The 21,263-nt window shown below is 35.8% G+C and carries 18 protein-coding genes; 2 read left to right on the top strand and 16 right to left on the bottom strand.

The features are described from left to right. Positions 1–134: 134 nt before the first annotated feature. The 16 genes from purF to ACTND6_RS07910 form a co-directional block, all read right to left on the bottom strand. Complete coding sequence (gene purF, locus ACTND6_RS07985) at positions 135–1,616, bottom strand: amidophosphoribosyltransferase (protein ID WP_441023479.1); 1,482 nt, start codon at positions 1,614–1,616, stop codon at positions 135–137. A 92-nt stretch (positions 1,617–1,708) separates the two neighbouring features. Then, entirely contained in the window at positions 1,709–3,283 is a 1,575-nt protein-coding gene (locus ACTND6_RS07980) for a Mur ligase family protein (protein WP_441023477.1), read from the bottom strand. Beyond that, the gene (locus ACTND6_RS07975; RefSeq protein ID WP_441023475.1) at positions 3,280–4,044 is read right to left on the bottom strand and encodes an alpha/beta fold hydrolase; all 765 of its coding nucleotides are present in this window, start codon (positions 4,042–4,044) and stop codon (positions 3,280–3,282) included. Before ACTND6_RS07975 ends, ACTND6_RS07980 begins: the two co-directional genes overlap by 4 nt. A 66-nt stretch (positions 4,045–4,110) precedes the next feature. Then, positions 4,111–5,484: a HAMP domain-containing sensor histidine kinase gene (locus tag ACTND6_RS07970; RefSeq protein ID WP_441023473.1), complete on the bottom strand. Its 1,374-nt coding sequence runs from the start codon at positions 5,482–5,484 to the stop codon at positions 4,111–4,113. After that, complete coding sequence (locus tag ACTND6_RS07965) at positions 5,481–6,140, bottom strand: response regulator (RefSeq protein WP_178175406.1); 660 nt, start codon at positions 6,138–6,140, stop codon at positions 5,481–5,483. Before ACTND6_RS07965 ends, ACTND6_RS07970 begins: the two co-directional genes overlap by 4 nt. A gap of 103 nt (positions 6,141–6,243) precedes the next feature. Continuing rightward, the gene (locus ACTND6_RS07960; protein ID WP_441023470.1) at positions 6,244–6,759 is read right to left on the bottom strand and encodes an ATP-binding response regulator; all 516 of its coding nucleotides are present in this window, start codon (positions 6,757–6,759) and stop codon (positions 6,244–6,246) included. A gap of 179 nt (positions 6,760–6,938) precedes the next feature. After that, a complete protein-coding gene (glmM, locus tag ACTND6_RS07955) occupies positions 6,939–8,294 on the bottom strand; it encodes a phosphoglucosamine mutase (protein ID WP_441023468.1) in 1,356 nt (451 codons plus the stop codon). Then, a complete protein-coding gene (locus ACTND6_RS07950; RefSeq protein ID WP_178175409.1) occupies positions 8,287–9,690 on the bottom strand; it encodes a CdaR family protein in 1,404 nt (467 codons plus the stop codon). The genes glmM and ACTND6_RS07950 overlap by 8 nt, the downstream gene beginning before the upstream one ends. Then, complete coding sequence (gene cdaA, locus ACTND6_RS07945; protein WP_441023465.1) at positions 9,687–11,003, bottom strand: diadenylate cyclase CdaA; 1,317 nt, start codon at positions 11,001–11,003, stop codon at positions 9,687–9,689. The genes ACTND6_RS07950 and cdaA overlap by 4 nt, the downstream gene beginning before the upstream one ends. Positions 11,004–11,189: 186 nt before the next feature. Beyond that, entirely contained in the window at positions 11,190–11,867 is a 678-nt protein-coding gene (locus tag ACTND6_RS07940) for an SDR family NAD(P)-dependent oxidoreductase (protein ID WP_441023463.1), read from the bottom strand. 3 nt (positions 11,868–11,870) lie between these two features. Then, positions 11,871–12,881, bottom strand: a complete 1,011-nt coding sequence (locus ACTND6_RS07935; RefSeq protein WP_441023460.1) for an SPL family radical SAM protein — start codon at positions 12,879–12,881, stop codon at positions 11,871–11,873. Next, positions 12,850–13,716: a hypothetical protein gene (locus ACTND6_RS07930; protein WP_441023458.1), complete on the bottom strand. Its 867-nt coding sequence runs from the start codon at positions 13,714–13,716 to the stop codon at positions 12,850–12,852. Before ACTND6_RS07930 ends, ACTND6_RS07935 begins: the two co-directional genes overlap by 32 nt. Positions 13,717–13,755: 39 nt before the next feature. Further along, positions 13,756–15,648: an ABC transporter ATP-binding protein gene (locus ACTND6_RS07925; protein WP_441023456.1), complete on the bottom strand. Its 1,893-nt coding sequence runs from the start codon at positions 15,646–15,648 to the stop codon at positions 13,756–13,758. A gap of 13 nt (positions 15,649–15,661) precedes the next feature. Then, positions 15,662–17,410, bottom strand: a complete 1,749-nt coding sequence (locus tag ACTND6_RS07920; protein WP_178175414.1) for an ABC transporter transmembrane domain-containing protein — start codon at positions 17,408–17,410, stop codon at positions 15,662–15,664. Then, positions 17,410–17,847: a MarR family winged helix-turn-helix transcriptional regulator gene (locus ACTND6_RS07915; RefSeq protein WP_441023453.1), complete on the bottom strand. Its 438-nt coding sequence runs from the start codon at positions 17,845–17,847 to the stop codon at positions 17,410–17,412. The genes ACTND6_RS07920 and ACTND6_RS07915 overlap by 1 nt, the downstream gene beginning before the upstream one ends. A 116-nt stretch (positions 17,848–17,963) precedes the next feature. Then, entirely contained in the window at positions 17,964–18,338 is a 375-nt protein-coding gene (locus ACTND6_RS07910; RefSeq protein ID WP_178175416.1) for a CvfD/Ygs/GSP13 family RNA-binding post-transcriptional regulator, read from the bottom strand. A gap of 95 nt (positions 18,339–18,433) precedes the next feature. On the opposite strand from ACTND6_RS07910, the gene ACTND6_RS07905 reads away from it, so the two are divergent. Together ACTND6_RS07905 and ACTND6_RS07900 are read left to right on the top strand one after the other, a co-directional pair. Continuing rightward, positions 18,434–18,832, top strand: coding sequence for a NifU family protein (locus ACTND6_RS07905; RefSeq protein ID WP_441023451.1), 399 nt, complete (start codon positions 18,434–18,436; stop codon positions 18,830–18,832). A gap of 109 nt (positions 18,833–18,941) precedes the next feature. Further along, positions 18,942–21,032, top strand: a complete 2,091-nt coding sequence (locus tag ACTND6_RS07900; protein ID WP_178175417.1) for a glutamine synthetase III — start codon at positions 18,942–18,944, stop codon at positions 21,030–21,032. Positions 21,033–21,263: the final 231 nt, after the last annotated feature.

The raw sequence follows: 21,263 nt of genomic DNA, 5'->3' as shown, positions 1-21,263 counted from the left end.
GTATATACCTCAAATTCTTTTCTGAAATTTGTGAATATACCTGTTTTCATTCTAATTTGTAAACAATTTGATTAAATCTCGTTTATGACTGATACTTTTTCAACAGTCTCGTTACAGCCCCTTTTTCTATTTCATTAGAATTCTTTGGCGTCTCCATGAACTCTTTCACGTTCATCTACGCTTTCCTCTTCTTTTACATTAATTTTCTTTTCGAATTGTGATTTTTCTTGAGAAACAGGAATTGGTGCAGGATATTTTTCAGTAAAGCATCCAACACAGAATTCACATTGTGGATTCTTTGCCATTTCCTTTGCACCTTCAACAGATAAATATCCTAAGGAATCAGCACCAATCTGTTCTTTGATTTCCTGCTGTGTATATTTGCAGGCAATCAGATTCTTCTTAGAATCGATATCTGTACCATAGTAACAAGGAGAAATAAATGGTGGCGCAGAAATACGTACATGTACTTCTTTTGCACCAGCTGCCTTAATTAAAGCAACAATACGAGCACTTGTTGTACCACGAACAATAGAGTCATCTACCATAACAACTCTCTTGTCTTTTACAACAGAAGCAATCACATTCAACTTCAAGCGTACAGAGTTTTCTCTTTGAGACTGTGCTGGCTGAATAAATGTTCTTGCGATATATTTATTCTTTGAAAAACCAGTTTCATATGGAATTCCACTTGCTTCCGCAAAACCTAAAGCAGCATCTAATCCAGAATCAGGAACACCAATAACAACATCTGCATCTACTGGATGTTCTTTCCAAAGGATTCTACCTGCTTCCTTACGTGCTTCATGAACACTGATACCTTCCATAACTGAGTCAGGTCTAGCAAAATAGATATATTCAAACACACACATATGCTTGATAGGCTTTACATGACTTGTAATAGAACGAACACCATTCTTATCTACAACAACAATTTCGCCTGCTGCAAGATCTTTAACATATTTTGCGCCAAGAGAATCCAATGCACATGTTTCAGAAGCAAACACGGTTTCTCCATTTGGAAGTTCTCCCATAACAAGTGGTCTAAAGCCTGTCATATCACGTGCCGCAACAAGCTTTTCAGGAGACATAACAACAAGTGAATATGCACCTTCTAATACATCAAGAACATTTTCAACGGCTTCTTCAATAGAAGATGTTTTAAGTCTTTCCTGAATGATTTCATACGCAATGATTTCAGAGTCATTTGTTGTATGGAAAATTGCACCCTGTAATTCAAGTTTTTCTCTGAGTTCTGGTGCATTTGTCAAATTACCATTATGAACAACAGCCATCTGTCCTTTGACATGTCTAACAACGAGTGGCTGTGCATTTGTCTGGTTAACTGTACCAAATGTTGAGTAACGTGTATGACCAACCGCAATCTGTCCTTTTCCCAGTTTTTCTAAACATTCCTTAGAAAACACATCACGAACAAGACCGACATCTTTGTGATATGTGATTACACCTCTATCATTGACCGCAATTCCGCAAGATTCCTGCCCTCTATGCTGCAAGGCAAATAATCCGTAGTAAGTACTTGAGGCAACATCGTTTGTGCCACTTGGATCGTAAATTCCAAAAATACCGCATTCTTCGTGAATTAAATTTTCCATATGTTTTCCTTTTTCTTACTATATCCTAACTTTGTTAAGATTTTTCTAGTATACACTGTTTTTCGCTGAACAAAAAGATGAAATAAATTGTTTTAGTGATTGAATGCATCTGGCAAATCATTTTCTAATAGAATTGTGTCTGCTATAGATGCATGCGTATAAATGTATGTAAATGCTTCTTTTACTTTATCTAAGACGATGACTTGATCCATATCAAAGCCTGATTTCTTTAAACCATCATAGATTGGCTTTGTCTGGTTCTTGCCAACAAGGATAACAATATCTGCTTTTCCCTTCATCAATGTACCAAAGTGTTCATTGATTTCATTTTGTTTTTCTCCAAGATCAATCATACCTGGAGTAACAATGATTCTCTTTCCTTGCATCATAGCTAATACTTCTAATGCCATGCTGGAACCTGTAGGATTTGCATTAAACGCATCATCAATGAATCGATATCCATTGATTTTCTTTAATTCTAAGCGATGCTCTACTTGCTTCATCTGCTTTACAGCTCTTTGAATGACACTCCACTCTACGCCTAAGTGTCTAGCCACTGCAACTGCAGAAAGAATATTCAGGATATTCAATTCACCTAACAGTTTTGTCTCCATAGGAATTCTTTCATCTTTATAGCATACGACAAAGCTGCTTCCTGTCTGTGTATAATGAATATCTTCTACGGTATAATCTGTATCTTTACTTTTTACACCATATGTAACGGTTTGAATAGAATGTTTGATCTTATAGTTACGAATGAATGGATTATCATAGTTTAATACACCAAATCCATCCTCTGGCAGCATTTCAATCATCTTCATTTTTTCATTCACAATATTCTCTTGTGAACCAAATGTATTAAGATGCTGAGGCCCAATAGAAGTAACAACACCAATCGATGGATGTACGAAGTTCATTAATTCTTCAATATCTCCAACGTGATCAGCACCCATTTCACACACAAATACCTGGTGAATCGGTTTCAGCATTTCACGAATCGTTCTTGTAATACCCATTGGTGTATTATAAGAAGCAGGTGTCATCAAGGAATTAAACTGTTCCGATACCATTGCCTGCATGATGTTCTTTGTTGTTGTTTTACCAAAGGAACCTGTAATACCAATCTTGATCAGATTTCCATGAGATGCGAGAATTTTCTTTGCATCATTCATAAATGACTGACGAATCATTGCTTCTATTGGAGAAGTTATCACACTCATTGGATATAACAAGATCCAAGGCAAGAAATATGCAACGATACACATGCAAGGATCTAGATCATTCAATAAGAATACAACAACCACAACAAGTGACAAGATCGCCATTACAACACATTGACGAATCACACGTGGTGTAAAAACAAGTGGCTTGATGTAGTTCTGTTTCTTTTCATTTGAATATAGAACAATTGACAAGATCATAAGCATACAGATCTGTCCAATCGATCCACCTTCATTTTTCAGTACGATGGATAACACACATGCCACAATGCAAATGATGATAGATATCAAACTATGTTTGACATTGAATGCAAAGTTTTCTTTGATCCATTCATTCAATCGTTTTACTTCATAACGATTCTGCTGGAAAATATGCAATGCATGTTTTGTTGGTATTATAAGTGCACAAACACTACACACCAATAAAAGAATTTTTAATATACTCATGCTTCATCCCCTTTAAAAAATATGTCTAATACTGCATTGAAACGATCTGGCTGATGCCAGTACGCCCAATGGTCATCATTCTCAAAAATAGCTAAGCCAGCATCAGGCATTTCCTTTTCCATCTGTTTTCCCATCCAAAGCGGTGCTGCTGTATCAAATTCACCCCATACAAGAAGTGTTGAACATTTCACATCTTTTAATATGTCAGAAACATCATCATTCACAACTTTAACAAAAGTAGGCTTCATAATACCTTTCGCATTACGATAATCTTCACTGCCAGCATTCTTTTGCATTTCTTCAAGTTTTTCTGTCTGATTTGTAACCTTCAAAAACCATTTTCCTGCTTTGTATGCCTTTGTCTTGATCTGCCAGTCCAGTCCGTGCTTTGGACGAATCCCTGCAGCACCAGTCAAACACATCTTTCTGACATTCTCAGGATTTTTCGCAGCGTAACGAATCGCAACACGACATCCAAATGAATGTGCAACAATAAGTGGCTTAACAATATGATTCTTACTAATAAAATCTTCTAGAAAAAGCTCATAATCTTCAACACCCCACGCAACTGGAGGATCTTCACTTTCTCCAAACCCAGGGAAGTCAATTGCCCATACATGAAAGCGATCTTTCAGATGTTCATAGATCAAAGACATCATTTCTTTATTTTGTCCCCATCCATGCAGAAGCAAAACATCATTTCCATTTCCTTCATCCATAAATGAAGTATTTACACCATATATTTCTTTATTTTCTACCATAACCCCTATATTCTACAAAAAAAAAGAGATTCCGTTAAGACACTTGAACCTCTTTTTACGGTAAATTTATGCTTTATGATACCATTCTTTTTTCACTGGCTCTTTCCAGATTCTAAAACAAGCACCTTCTCTTAGATTTTCTGCTTCCACATGGTAACCATATGTTGTACATACACGATGCACAATGGATAAGCCTAAACCAAATTGACCATCTGTACCTTTTTCATATGGGTGAAACAATGTAGGAATACGATCTTCTTCAATACGTTTTCCATCATTGATGACACGTAATTCATTGTTTTTTAATTCGACAGTAACTTTTGTACTTGCATAGCGTAATGCATTATCAATCAGATTCTCTACTGCGATACGCCATGGTTCTTCTTCTCCATGAAATAATACATTATCTTCACAATAAGAAATAATTTCAATTTCTGGTCGAACAACTTTTAATGAAAGGATTACTTTAGCAATGACCTCATTCATATTAAGATGATTGCCTTCTTCGCATTTATCTAACAGATATCCCATCTTGTTCAAAATAATCAAACTTTTTACTTTCTTTTCCAGACGCGTTGCATGTTCAATAATAACATCAATGGATTTCTCTAATGTATCATATGGATAAATACCATCTTTGATAGCTTCTGAATACGATTTGATTGTCGCAATTGGTGTCTTTAAATCATGAGAAATATTCTGAATCATTTCTTCTTTTTCACGATTCTGCTTTTGTAATGCTTTTTCCATTTCTGTCAAAGCTTCCGCAACTTCACCAATTTCATCATTTCTTTTCACATTCAATGTTGCTGGTTCATCATTTTTAATCTTTTGAATATAATTCTTAATCTGCTGCAAAGGATAGATAAACGTTCCTACCCAGAATAACAACAGAGCAAGCAATACACTCATCACAAGAATATTCATCATGACAACGCCTGAAATCAAAGATTTTCGAATGGAAACACGATATGTATCTGCAATCACAGAAATCAATTCTCTACCGTCTTTTAAAAGCGTAATGGAATATAAATATTTTTCACCTGGCTGCTCTTTTGCATCTGTCTCCAGCGAATAATCCTGTGTGCCTGACTTTGCATTTCTTGCTTCTATTTTAATTTGATCTAATACCTTCTCAGAAAGCACATCATTGCGTAAGATATCAATCTGATCATCTTTTGGATCATACATTAACTGAATGATAGAATCATCCAGTCCATAAGCAACTTCTTCTTCACTAGGATGTTCATTGATATAGTCAATGATAGGACTTTGTGAAGCATGCAGCTGTTCAAAGATTTCCGTTTCAGAGAAACGATCTATTGCGGGAGTAATAAAGAAAAACAGAAAACCCACAAATACCGCAACAAACATGAAGATAATACATAAGATCTGCTGCAGCAGGGATAGTTCACGCACCCATAATCGAAAACGTTTCATCCAAGTCTATACCCAAAACCATAGATTGTTTGAATGGATAGATCAGGCATCTTCTTTCTCAAACGTCTTAGCGTATCATCAACAACACGGTCACTTCCAAAATAATTTGCTTCCCATACTTTAGATAAAATTGCTTCACGAGGGAAAGCAGTACCACGATTATTCACAAACAACATTAATAAATCAAATTCCTTTGTTGTTAAATCAATCTTTTCTTTATCATGGAATACCATTCTTTGTGTTTCATCAATTTCATACCCGTCAATACTGATTTTAGTATCTTCTTCTCGATATACTCTACGAATCAGATTATTGACACGCAGCACCAGTTCTTTAGGAGAAAATGGTTTCGTAATATAATCATCACTTCCCTTTTCTAAACCAATGATACGATCAAATTCTTTATCTCTTGCGGACATAAAAATAACAGGAACCTGTGAATCATTCTGACGAATTTCTTCAATTAAATCAAAACCACTCTTGTCTCCTAACATAATATCTAATATCCAAAGATGAACATCATCGTCATTTGTATGTTGAGAAGCTTCATCGTATGTCAAATAGGAACGTACTTCATACCCTTCTCTTTCTAAATATCTTTTCACTAATTCATTTAGATCTTTTTCATCTTCAACAATTGTAATAACTTTTTTCATATTGATCACCTTAAGCATATTTTAACACTTGCTTTCCTTTGAATAAAGCGAAGAATCTTAGGATTAACAAAAAGCAGGTACATAAAAGCACCTGCAGCAACTGCTATGTATGATTCACAAGTTTTGATGCAATGCGAATCAGAAGTTTCATATTAATTGGTTTTGCGATATGTTCATTCATACCAGCTTCTTCTGCTTTGATCTTATCTTCAGAAAATGCATTCGCTGTCATTGCGATGATTGGAATTGTTTTTGCATCTTCTCTGGAAAGTGCTCGGATTGTCTTGGCTGCTTCATACCCATCCATGACTGGCATCATCACATCCTTTAAGATTACATCAAAATCACCAATTAAACTTGCCTGAAAGATTTCTACAGCTTCCTGACCATTCCATGCTTTCGTAATCTTTGCACCAGCATTTTGAAGACTGAATTCTGCAATTTCCATATTCAATTCATTATCTTCCACAAGCAGAATATTGAAGCCATCGAGTGCATGCAAAGAAAATTCCTGTGTATCTTCACACTGCTCAATTTCTGAATTGATTTTAAAAGGAATTGTGATAACAAAAGTAGTACCAACTCCAGATTTACTTTCAAATGTGATATTCCCACCCATTTTTTCAACAAGTTTTTTTGTGATGTCTGTTTTGTTCTTTCACAGCCACTTAATGTTGTTATGACTGCAAACAGTGATAAAGTGACAGTAATGAATCTCCTGATTTTCCCCGCTCAGCAATGATATCACTGCTAAGTAAACTTAAGCAATTAATTACTTTCAAAAGAAAAGAAGAATCATTATGACTCTTCTTCTACTCCATATTTACTCTGAATCAATCTCGCAATCTTGCCAACGACACGATCACAGATTTCATCTGTTTCTGCTTCTGCCATGACTCTTAGTAATGGTTCTGTTCCACTTGGTCTGACAAGGACTCTTCCATTGCCATGCAGTTGTTTTTCTACAGATGCAATTGCTGCATTGATTTCTTCATCATGCAATACCTGTGTCTTATCTACAACCTTGACATTCACTAACAGCTGTGGATAGATTGTCAACCCTTCACAAAGCTCATCAATTGTCTTGCCTGTTCTCTTCATGACTTTCAGAATAGACAAGGCTGTCATCAAGCCATCTCCTGTTGTTGCGTGATGCTTTAGGATAATATGTCCTGACTGTTCTCCACCAACAATATATCCATGTCTGCACATCTGTTCATACACATACTTGTCACCGACCTGTGTCTTTTCAACGTTGATGCCGTCTCTTTCCATTGCTTTCCACAAACCAAGATTTGCCATAACAGTTGTAACGATTGTATTGCCTGTCAATGTATTCTGATCTTTGTAGTATCTGCCCAGAATATAAAGCATGTAGTCACCATCTACAAGTTCTCCATTTGGACGAACAAGGATCTGACGGTCTGCGTCTCCATCAAATGTCAATCCAAGATCATATTCACCCTCATGTTCTCTCATATACTGCTGGAATAACTGTGGGTGTGTTGAACCTGCCTGTGTATTGATGTTGATACCATTTGGTTCATTATGCATTGCATATACATTTGCCCCAAGCATCTTGAGTGCTCTTTCTGCCGTTACACTTGCAGAACCATTGGCACAATCCATTGCGATATTCACACCATGCAGATCAATATCAAACTCTTCGCAGACAAAGTTCAAATAGTTTTCAATGCCTCTTTCATATGGAATAATTTTTCCAATTGCTTCTCCTGTAGCGTAATCCAGTGTAACTTTACCATCAATGTAGTCTTCAATCAGATCTTCTACATCACTCGTCAGCTTAATACCATCCTTAGAGAATACCTTGATTCCATTATCATAGAATGGATTATGAGATGCAGAAATCATTGCACCACATTCAAAATCTTCATTGTGTGTCAGATAGCAGATTGCCGGTGTTGGACAGTATCCGACAAGATATGCGTCACATCCTTGTGAAGCAATACCAGCTGCCAAAGCATTTTCAAGCATATCACTGGAAAGTCTTGTATCCTTTCCGATGACAATTTTTTTCTTCCCTTCTTTTGAATAATAGTAGCCTAGATATCTGCCTACCTGAAATGCTCTATCCGCTGTCAAAGTTTCATTTGCTTTTCCACGAATTCCATCTGTTCCGAAATATTTAGTCATTATTAACATTTCCCCCTTCGCTCTGGTCTGCGTCACTTGTTTCACCTAAAACATTTAATTCATATTCTGATTCATTCAATGTATATACAACAAATCCATCCTTTGGCTGTTCAATCTGCAATGCAAATTTCTGCAAGCCAGGCTGAACATCTTTCATATCAATATATACGTTGATATCATCTGCAGCTAATTTATCAATATTATTCTTTGTACCTTTTACAGTTACAGATGTTGTTGTCTTATTATCTGGCTGAGATGCCTTGTAATGCTTGTTATTGTTAATGACATTGATTGGAATATCATCAATTGTTTTTTCTTCCGCATCAGCAAGCGTAATATTCATTGTTACTTGTGTATTTGTCGCACTTGTTACACCAGCAGGTAAAACAATTGGACGTAATACAGTAGAATCCTTTGTCAATGTACCTGCATCTAATGTAACTACGACCTGATCAATATTCGCAAGTGTTGTTTCTGAACCATAGATTGTTACTGTCTGCTGATCCATTGTAATAGAATCAATTGCTTTTCCATCTGGAACTTCACCACTGACCTGTACTTGAATATTGACAGATTTATTTGGAGAAGTCACTGGTACTTTCACATGTACTGTATTTGGAACAATATCAGCATTCACTGGTTTACCACTAGAATCATATGCAACAAGTACTGCATCCTGTTCAAAATCTGCCGATTGTCCACTGACATCAATCAATGCCTTAACAAACGCAATCGAATCTAATGTATCCTTGGAAGCACGTACATTGATCTTTGTATATTCAAATTCAGGTGTACCTGCAGAATAAATCTGTTCCATCTTATCCTGATTGATAAAGTCATAGGAAATATCAAACTGACGCGTTGTCTTCTTCTTCATCACAACATTAACATTTGTAGGATTCACCACAACATTGACATTGTTGCCATATCCTTCTGTTGTCAGTTTAATTTCATGTTCTCCTTCTGTTAATCCATCAAGATCACAGATAACTGTACCATTTTCTGCATTTGCGGCAGAAGTTACATTTGCGGCATCACCCGTCAAAATAACATCTACCTTTTCAGGCAATCCTGAAATTTCAAAAGTATCAGAGTTATATTTTGCCAGAACCGTTACATCAGATAACGTTTTAGAATAACGTAATGATGACTGGAAGGAAGTAGATAATGCATTGTAGTTAACAATTGCATATAACAGAACCGCAAGAACCAATGAAACTACCTTACTATATTTTTCATTGAAGAGAACTTTATCAAGAAATGTTGAGAAGGCACGTAATACTCTAAATAGAAAATCTTCCATTTTTTCATATGTTCTTTTCACTTTTTTAGATTGTTCTGCAATACGATTTGCACGTTCTGTTTTATTTTCTAAATTTGTATTCTTTTTACTCATTCTCGATCACCTCCTTTAGAATCATTCTTGGATGTGTTGTCGAGCTTTTCAACCATTTTAAATTCTTTTTCCAATTCATGATTAAAACCAACGATCTTAGAAATGTCTAATTTGCTTGTATCAAATTGACGATCTTCTTCATTTAAGATTGGTGTAATCTTCGTTTCTTTTTGAACCTTATACTGGTTATATGCATTCTCACGCGCTGCTTTGACTTCTTCAGGTGTCATTTTCGCAACTGGCTGTACTTTTGCTTGTGTTGTTACCTGTTGAGGAACTATCTTTCTTTCCTGTGAAGGATAAGATGGTGCTGGGCGTTTTTTCTTATGTGGCAGTTTAATTTCTGCTGCCTTAGCTTCTTCATCTGCTAACTGATGAATCATCTGTACATCTTTCTGTACTTCATCATGAATGATATCTTCACGTACATTTTCTTGAGGTGCAGACTGCTTCTTTACTTTCAACATAGAAAGAATGCCACGTGTATCTTCTTCATCACCATTTGGTTTCTTTGGTGACTTATCATTGTTATTGGAAACAATTGCTTTATATAAGTATTCCCTTAGTGATTTTCTATCCTTGATAGGAATAATCTTTCCACCTTCTGTGATGGATACTGCACCTGTTTCTTCTGAAACAACGATTGTTACCGCATCTGTAACTTCAGAAAAACCAATGGCAGCTCTATGACGCGCACCAAAGCGTGAAGGAAGATCTGCATTTGTTGGTGGGAAATATGCAGAAGCACAAGCAATCTTATCCCCCTGGATAATGACTGCACCATCATGCAATGGCGTACTTGTAACAAAGATGGATGTTAATAATTCTGCCGTTACATCAGAATTCAGTTTTGTTCCTGTCGCAACATATGCATCCAGTGACTGACTTTCTTCAATGGAAATCAAAGCACCTGTCTGATCCTTACTTAAAAGCATAACTGCAGTAACGATCTGATCTACAAGATTTTCCTTTTCATTTCCTGTCAATGTTGTCATACGAGAAAAAATATTGGATTGCCCAATCTTTTCAAGCAATGAACGAATTTCTGGCTGAAAGATAATAATAATTGCCAGAAATCCATAGTTGATAAACATATCTGCCAGATATTCCAGTGATTTTAATCCAAGCAGTTTCGCTAATGCATCGATGACAATGACAAGGATAATACCTTTAAAGATCTGAATTGTTCTTTGATTTGAACGAACAATTTTCAATGCATAGAAAAAAATAAACCACATCACAAAGATGTCTAGCAGCATTACAATGAATGAACGAATATTTGAAAATGTTAAACCAAATGAATATATAGACAAGAGGATCACGCTCCTTTTTTAATTTCTTGCATTATTATAACATACGTATAAACGCACTTACAGATACTACATGAACGCTTCTATCTGTAAGAATTTTATTTTTCACTGATAAAATACAACATTTTCAAGAAATACATTTTTTCTTAAAAATGATTAAAAAAATAGACACTGTTGACTTTACACTGTCTATTTCTTCTTTTGAATGCGGTGAAATTGTGGCTGAATAATGATTTCCTTTGCGACAATTCCATTTCTTTGCGAGAGAATCTGTTCAACAACATTGGCAATATCCATCGGATACAGACAACATCCATCATTCTCATCTGCTTTAAAATCCGCATTTCGATATAGATTTGTTTCCGTCATATCTGGAATCAAACACGTTACCTTGACACCATGTTTTCGATTTTCTTCAAATATAGAATTTGAAAAAGAAATCATAGCTGCTTTTGTGCTTGCATAGCACGCAGCATGTGGTGACGAGTGTGTTCCTGTTATACTTGCAACATTAATCATCATCCCTTGTCTAAGACGCAATGCTCTAATATAGTGCTGACTCATTCTTTCTGGAATCTCCAGATTCAGTTTGATCATCTCATGAATTTTAACGTCACTCATTGTTTCATGCATTCCATAATATGCACATCCTGCATTATTCACCAGTACATCAATTTCTTTCGGTAATGAGAGCATCATTGCCTGATACTGCTTTTCATCTAATAAGTCGCATACAATTGCATGAAATCTTACATCTTCTGTAAAGTTTCTTCCAATGCCATATACTTCATACCCGTTTTTTACAAGTACTTCCGCAATGGCTTTTCCAATACCTGAAGATGCACCTGTTACGATTGCTGTTTTCATTTATTAACACTCCCATTGATAAATCTTATCTTTGACTTCATCCAGTGCATCTAAGACCGTATGTTCAACTTTTTTTTGGATATCATCTCTTAGATGATAGAATCCATGATCACAAACATATGGATATTGCAAAACACTGCTGTCTGGATATTGCTTTCGCATATCTTTCAGATAATTCCTGGATATACGAAAAGAGCCAATACTGATGTCTTTTACTCGTTTCAGATCAATACTTTCTTTTACAAGTCGTACCATTTCTAAATATTCTTTTTCATATCCCTGAAAAGCAATAATCGGATCAAAACATAAACGTACAGGATATCCCATCTTCATTGCTTCCTGGATCATTGCAATTCTCTTTGTTAATGGTGGCGTTCCATGTTCATAGTGAGATATGACATATTCTGGAGAAAGCGTAAAAGCTAAAATCACACGCTCACTCACACATACATTCTTCCAGTCTTGCGAATATGTTCCTTTTGTCCGTATTTCAATACAAAGAGAAGGATGTTTTTCTGTAAATTCACTCAAGATTTTTGCATATTGCGTGATTGGTTCTAATGCAAGCATATCCGTATCATAAGATACACATAAATATATGGAATGTTGTTTCAAACGATTTTCGATTTCATTCAGAAAATCTTCAATATTCACAAATATCACTAAATTGCCAGAAGGATACATTCCTTTCAAGAAACAGTATTCACAATCGTAAATACAATTCATCATTGTCGTTGTGTAATAGATATTTGCATAATCAAACGATTGACATACTGGAGAAGCTGGATATAGAAAATCATTCTTTTTTTTAGCGAGAATCAGATTCTGTGAAGATTTCTGATGTGCATGCGACTGCTTCCTGCGATTAAATACATCACGATAATCATGAATGATAATTTTTGAAGCATGCGGAAAAAACGATGCTATCTTTTTTGTCATCGCATTATCTTTCATCTCTTCTTCAATATAAATATGTGAGAATTTATTCACCACAACATCTTCTTTGAAATGCATTCAATACTCTCTTTCCATCTTCTTTTTCTTGAATATCCTGTTTTAAAAGTTCATGCAGAATCGATACATAATCAATCTCTGCACTCATACAATACATAACGATCTGATCAATCTGATTTACCTGCGTTGTTGAGGCGTGAATCTTGTCTTTGAACTGTTGTACCACCGCATCCATTTCTTTTTTTTCTTCTTCATGAAATACAAAAATCTTTTGGATGATTTGTTCTAAAACCGGAATATTTTCTTTTGATCTTCTATACACTTCATCTGCATGAATACTTCTTGCATCCTGATCCGTTGTATAGCGAAGAAACATCATTTCATGAGGTCCCACAAAGCGATTCGCACTTTGATAGACTGCACTGGATTCCATGTCATATAAATAATAGGATGGATATTTACAATGCATGCTTTCTAAATATACTTTTAAATCAAATGGCACAGGTAATGTGCTTCTTGGATTGATATCATCCTGCAATAATTGACTCCCTGTAAAAAAGCCACATTCTTTACAATCTGTTGCAATCAATAGGTCAGGATAATACGCAATTCCCGTATCAATATCACAGATTGAACACGCCTGAAATAAACCTGTTGCTTCTTGATCTAAATACGCACTGCATCCATAGGATAGAACAAATGGATGCGAAGAATGCATTAATGTCATTGTTACCGCAGCAGTTGCATTTTCTTTTCCAACACCTGTTAATGTACAGCGTATTGTATGTTCTTCATTACTGAATTGATCAAATACAGTATTCCTTTCTTTCTTTAGATGAAACGTTTCAATCAATGGCTTTGCTTCTGGATATATTGCACAAAATATTTCTAACATGTTTCCATTATAAAGCAAAACTGCACGAAATTCGTGCAGTTATTCTTCTCCAATTGCATTTCCAGTATACAACTGATAATATCTACCCTTCTTTGCAATCAATTCATCATGATTGCCACGTTCAATGATTCTTCCATTTTCAAGTACCATAATACAGTCAGAGTTCTGAACAGTAGATAATCGATGGGCAATCACAAATGTTGTTCTTCCATTCATCAATGCATCCATCCCCTTCTGTACAAGAGATTCTGTTCTTGTATCGATGGATGAAGTTGCTTCATCGAGAATCATTGCTGGAGCATCTGCTACTGCAGCTCTAGCAATAGACAACAACTGTCTTTCCCCTTGAGAAAGGGTACCACCATCAGAATTGATTTCTGTCTGATATCCATTTGGAAGTCTTCTGATAAAGCCATCTGCATTTGCAAGCTTAGCTGCTGCAATACATTCTTCATCCGTTGCATCGAGTCTTCCATAACGGATATTATCCATGATTGTTCCTGTAAACAGATGCGTATCCTGTAAAACAATACCCAAAGATCTTCTAAGAGAAGATTTCTTGATCTTGTTGATATTGATATCATCATATCTGATTTTTCCATCTTCAATATCATAGAAACGGTTGATCAGATTTGTAATTGTTGTTTTACCAGCACCAGTAGATCCAACAAAGGCAATCTTTTCACCAGGCATGCCATACAGCGTTACATTATGAAGTACTGTTTTCTTTCCATCATATGAGAAATCAACATCATCCATTGTAATCTTTCCTTCAAGCTTTCGATATGTAATCGTACCATCTGCCTGATGCGGATGCTTCCAAGCCCATACACCTGTTCTGTGATCTGCTTCATGCAGTGTTCCATCTGCATCTTCAACTGCATTGACAAGCGTCACATATCCATCATCATCTTCACTCTTTTCATCTAACAGATCAAAGATTCTTTCTGCACCTGCCATTGCTGCAGCAACCGCATTAACCTGTTGGGAAATCTGTGTGACTGGCATTGTAAAGTTCTTATTCAATGTCAGGAATGATACAAGTGTACCAAGTGTCAATCCTGTTAATCCACTCAAAGATAACCCGGCACCAACGACCGCAATCAATACATAGGAAATATTACCTAGATTTCCCATAATAGGCATCATAATATTTGCAAACTTGTTTGCATTATTTGCGCTAACTCTTAATTGTTCATTGTTCTTTTCAAATCCTTCCACAGATTCTTTTTCATGGCAGAATACTTTAACTACCTTAACACCCTGGATCATTTCTTCTACATATCCATTCAGCTGTCCTAAGGATTTCTGCTGTTCCATGAAGTATTTAGAAGATTTTCCGCCAATTTTCATTACTACGATCATCATTAATCCAATCATCATTAATGAAACAAGTGTCAGTGGAATGGATAAAAGAATCATAGATACAAAAGAAGAAATGATTGTAATGGATGAAGAAATCACATTTGGAATTGTCTGTGAAATGACTTGTCGCATTGTATCAACATCGTTTGTATAAACAGACATGATATCTCCATGAGAATGTGTATCAAAATAACGAATTGGTAAAGTTTCCATATGTGAGAAGATTTCTTCACGCATCTTTTCCATTGTTCCCTGTGATACAGTTACCATGATTCTGTTATAGAGGAAACTAGCTAAAATACCAACAGATAGAATTCCAATCAGTTTCAGAATTGCAGAAGCAAGTGGTGTAAAATCTGTAGAACCACTCTTCAGCATTGGAAGAATATAGGAGTCAATCAATGTCTTCTGGAATAACGTTCCTTGTAACGTACAGAATACAGAAATAAAGATACAGGCAACAACTAAGATCATCTGTGGCATGTAATCTTGGAACATGTATTTAACAACACGAGTAAAAGTACCCTTTTTCACTTTTTTTACAGGTCTCATTTGTCCTCTTGGCATACCATTTCACCTCCTAGTCCATCTGTGGCTTATCAAAATCGCCACCAGCTTTATTCTGTGCTTCTTCAATTTCACGGTAGATTGTATTTGTCTTCAATAAGTTTTCATGAGAATCAAATCCAGAAATCTTACCATTATCAATCACAATAATACGATCAGCATTTTTCACAGAAGAAATTCTTTGAGAAATAATGATCTTTGTTGTATCAGGAATTTCTGTCTGGAATGCATTTTGAATTTTTGCATCCGTTGCGGTATCAACAGCACTTGTAGAGTCATCAAGAATCAATACTTTTGGTGATTTCAACAGTGCTCTAGCAATACATAAACGCTGTTTCTGTCCACCAGAGAAGTTATTACCACCCTGCTCAACACGTGCCTGCAATCCATCTGGATTCTTTTTCAAGAATTCATCCGCACATGCAAGTTCACATGCCTTCCAGCATTCTTCTTCACTCGCATTTTCATTGCCCCATCTCAAGTTTTCTAAGACAGTACCAGAAAATAGAACGTTCTTTTGAAGAACAACAGATACTTCATTACGCAGTGTATCGATATCATAGTCTTTCACATTGACTCCACCAACTTTGACATCACCTTTCGTAACATCATACAAACGAGAAATCAAAGAAACAAATGTACTCTTGCCAGAACCTGTTCCACCAATGATACCAATCGTTTCACCAGAATGAATATGTAAATCGATATCATTCAACACATTTTCTCCACTGCCAGAAGCATAAGAGAAATTCACATGATCAAAATCAATGGAACCATCTACAACTTCCATCACAGGCTGTTCAGGATTTTGAATATCAGCTACTTCATTGATTACCGCATCAATTCTCTTTGCGGAAGCAAATGACATTGTAATCATAACGATGACCATACTTAACATCATCAATGACATTAAAATTGCCATGATATAAGAGAACATAGATGTCAATTGACCGGTTGTTAATGTTCCACCAACAATCTGATGTGCACCAAACCAGCTCAATGCTACGATACAGCCATACACAGCAAGATTCATGATTGGGCTGACAAGTGCCATCATACCTTCTGCCTTTTCAAATAATTTTCTAAGCGTATTCGCAGCTTTAGAGAATTTCTGCTTTTCATACTCTTCACGCACATAGGATTTTACAACTCTGATACCTGTAACGTTTTCCTGTACTTCTGCGTTTAAATCATCATATTTTGAAAATGTTTCTGAGAACACTTTATTAACACGTGGAAGAATAGAAATAATCATCGTTGCTAAAAAAACAATTGCGACTAAGAATACCATAGAAAGTGATGGTGAAATTGATAAACACATGATAATTGACATTGTCAGCATCAGTGGTGGCCGAATTGCCATACGAATGATCATCATAAATGCATTCTGTACATTTGTTACGTCTGTTGTCAGTCTTGTAACAAGTCCAGCTGTTGAGAATTTATCAATATTTGAGAATGAGTATGTTTGAATATTCTTGTACATCTTTTCTCTTAGATTTGCCGCAAATCCTGTAGAAGCTTCTGCAGAATATTTTCCACTCATGAATCCACAAAATAAAGAAACAAATGCTAATAAAAGCATTATGAGTCCATATTTGATAACAGCTGACATATCTCCACTGTTAATTCCTTTATCAATTAATGAAGCTGTAATAAAAGGAATCAATACTTCCATCAATACTTCTAATGAAGTAAAGATTGGTGTTAAGATCGTTGCTTTTTTGTATTGTCCAATACAAGCTTTGAATGTTTTTAACATTATTTTTCCTCCTGATTCAATTGTTCTAATAGACGATCGAGATAGATATCAAACTGCTCCATCTCTTCTTCTGAATACAAAGAACGCATTTTCATTTCACTCTTCTGCATCAAGGCTCTGCTTTTCTGACAAATCTCTTCCCCTTTTTCTGTCAGCACAACCATCTTGACACGTTTATCATTTTCTGAAGTAAATGCATCGACCAGTTTCTTTTCTTCTAACCGTTTTACAATCCCTGCCATTGTTGCCTGTGAAACATGAAAATGATGTTCCATATTCTTCAATGACGATATCTGATTTTTCTGATGATGCAAATAAACAAGTGTATGATGCTGTGAAAATGTCACGCCCATCTTCTGCATCGTTTCATCTGCTTTTTTGCACAGTAAATCATCTATTTTTTTGATACGAAATCCGATATCTACTATTTTTACCATAACCACCTCGATGCAAAATATAGCATTTCAATAGCACACTGTCAATAGCATGCTATTGATTTAAATACATAGAAATTAAATAAAAGGCATAATAAAAAGAGCATCTTGCCCTTTCATTATTTTTGTAAAATATTAACTTCCGCTTCTTTCACCCATGCATCCATATGTGAAGCAATAGATTGAAATCCCAGCTTCATCGATGGTAAAGATGGTGCCTGATAGACATGTTGTCTTCTTGCTTTTCTGACTCTTGGCTTACTCAATGCTTTTAAAGATAAACGTGCCTGATGATGCTTCTTGTCAAAATCAATGATTTTCACTTTGACATGATCTCCAACCTGTACATATTTACTGATATCTTTGACAAAGCCATCACTAATTTCAGAAATATGAATCAAACCGGCATTTTGACTATCTAAATTCACAAATGCACCATATGGCTGAATGCCAGTTACTTTTCCTTCAACAATCATTCCTGTTTTATACTTCATATGTTTCTCCACGGTTAAGTATAGCACATTCAAAATCATATCAGTTGCATGCCACTCATAATTTGGTAAACTATTCTCTGAAAAGAGGCATAAACATGAGTGAAGAAGAAAGAATCAACAAGCAAATCGAAGACAATATTAAAGGTCATGAGATTCCAGCTCCTGAAAATAACTCTACAGAAGTAAGTGAAGAAAACAAGGAAGCAATGTTAAATGCTGAAACGCCCGCAAGAGAAGATCTCATTCGTCGTATCAATCATACACTTAATAAGATTCGTCCTTATTTACAGGCTGATGGCGGTGATGTCGAATTTGTAGATTTCCAGGATGGTGTCGTGACTGTCACAATGACAGGTGCATGTGCTGGATGTTTAATGGCTAGTTCAGATATTTCAGAAGGTGTTCAGGCAATCTTGATTGATGAAGTTGAAGAAGTTAGATCAGTAAAATTACTTGAATCTACACCATTCGGTTACGAAAACATAAATTTCTAATCAAAAGCAGAAAATTTCTGCTTTTTTTATATTTTTTTGTATTTTTTTCTAAAATTATTGAAAAAATCCAATCTTTTCTTTAAAATTTTTATGGAAAAGGAGAATTTTCATGGAAAATACTTACAAAGATTTTGGATCACTCGTATTTACTGAAGTTGAAATGGAAGAAAGACTTCCTAGACCAGTCTATGATTCCTGGAAAGCAACAGAAGCAAATGAAGAACAGCTTGACCGTCAAACTGCAGATGCAATTGCTCATGCGATGAAGCGTTGGGCAATGGAACATGGCGCAACACATTTCACTCACTGGTTCCAGCCTTTAACAGGCGGCACAGCTGAAAAGCATGACGCATTCATTGAACCAGGTGCAAACGGACAGCCAATCTCAAGATTCTCTGGAAAAATGCTAATCAAAGGTGAACCAGATGCATCCAGTTTCCCATCCGGTGGTTTAAGAGCTACATTCGAAGCAAGAGGCTATACATATTGGGATGTTACTTCCCCTGTCTTCATTAAAGACAATGTATTATGCATTCCTACAGTATTCGTATCCTACAATGGTGAAGCATTAGATCGAAAAGAACCACTCCTCAAATCTTTACAAGTACTTTCAAAAGCCGCAACACGTGTTGTTAATTTATTAGGAGATAAAGAAGTCAAGAGCTGTGATATCTCCGTCGGCTTAGAACAAGAATACTTCTTAATTGACTTAAAATATTTCCAGAGACGTTTAGATTTAAAACTCTGTGGAAGAACCCTGTTCGGTACACCTTCAACAAAACGTCAGGAATTAGATGACCATTACTTTGGTGCAATTCCACCAAGAGTACAGGCATTCATGAAAGAAATCAATGAAGAGCTATGGAAACTTGGCATCTATGCAAAGACTGAACATAATGAAGTTGCTCCAGGACAATTTGAACTTGCACCTATTTTCTCAAAAGGAAATATCGCAGTTGATCAGAACCAGCTGACAATGGATATTTTAAGAAAGACTGCCAAGAAATATGGTTTTGCCTGTCTTTTACATGAAAAACCATTTGAAGGCATCAATGGTTCTGGTAAACACAATAACTATTCTATTATTACTGACAATGGTCAAAACTTATTTGATCCAGGTAAAAAACCAGCAGAAAATATTCGTTTCTTGACATTCATCAGTGCATTTATCCGTGCAGTTGATGAATATCCTGTTCTATTAAGACTTTCTGCATCCTGTTGTGGAAATGACCATCGTCTAGGTGCTGATGAAGCTCCACCAGCAATCATCTCTATTTACCTTGGCTCTTATATTGAAGATATTCTGTATTCTATCTATACAAACCAGAAAATCAAAACTTCCAAAGAAGAAAATACAGAATTCAACCCTGTCAGTGGTCTATCCTATATTCCACATGATAATGCAGACCGTAACAGAACTTCCCCTGTTGCATTCACTGGCAACAAATTTGAATTCAGAATGCTTGGATCAAGTATGTCTGCTTCCTTTACAAATACAGTATTGAATACAATCATGGCAGAAAGCCTGAATGATATTGCAGATCAGTTAGAAGGCATCAAATATTTAGCAGATATTCGTGAAAAGGCATTAGATATCTGCCGTCAGTTGATTCATGAACATAAGCGTATCTTATTCTCTGGAGATGGCTATTCTAAAGAATGGGAAAAGGAAGCTGCTAGAAGAGGTCTTCCAAACGTCAGCAGCTACATTGAAGCAACAGAGATCTTAAAAGATCCTAAAGTCATTCATTTATTTACAAGCAATGGTGTTTATTCTGAAAAGGAACTTCATGCGAATCGACTCATCATGGCAGAACAATATGATCGTATGATGGATATTGAAGTAAGAACATTGATTGAAATGGGCAGAAAAGATGTTCTTCCAGCAATGAGTGCTGAATTTGATTTCTATGCTGAAGCTGCATCAAAAGCAAAGAAATGTCCTAAATTCTTTGAAACAAGAATGGATCAGTTATCTGAACTCATTGATAACACATACAGTGCAACAGAAAAAATGACAACACTCTGGAAAGAAGCCAATGAAACTGGTGATGACTTTGAATGTGGAAAGAAAATCTACTATACAGTCGTTCCTGCAATGTTAGAACTTCGTAAATACATTGACCGTTATGAACAGATTGCTTCACGTAATTTCTATAAACTGCCATTATACGAAGAAATGTTATTTGACTTTGACTAAAGCAGAAGGGATATCCCCTTCTGTTTTTTTCTTATAACGCTCTTTTTAAAGAATTAGTTGATAGTCCACAAAAACGGACAGAGAAAACAGAAGAAGTGAGTATGATTTACCTGTAAAGTTGAGCTTCCTGTAACATGTAAATGAGGAAGTGGAAAGGAAGAATGAAATTAAAAAGTACCAGTCGTAAAATTGAATCTGCTGATCTTGACCGGTTAGCTGAAACAATAATAC

The organism is Bulleidia sp. HCP3S3_C9 (genome assembly GCF_052064035.1).
Lineage (GTDB): Bacteria > Bacillota_I > Bacilli_A > Erysipelotrichales > Erysipelotrichaceae > Bulleidia.
Note: the sequence above shows the minus strand (reverse complement) of the source record. Positions and strands in the feature narration are given on the sequence as shown.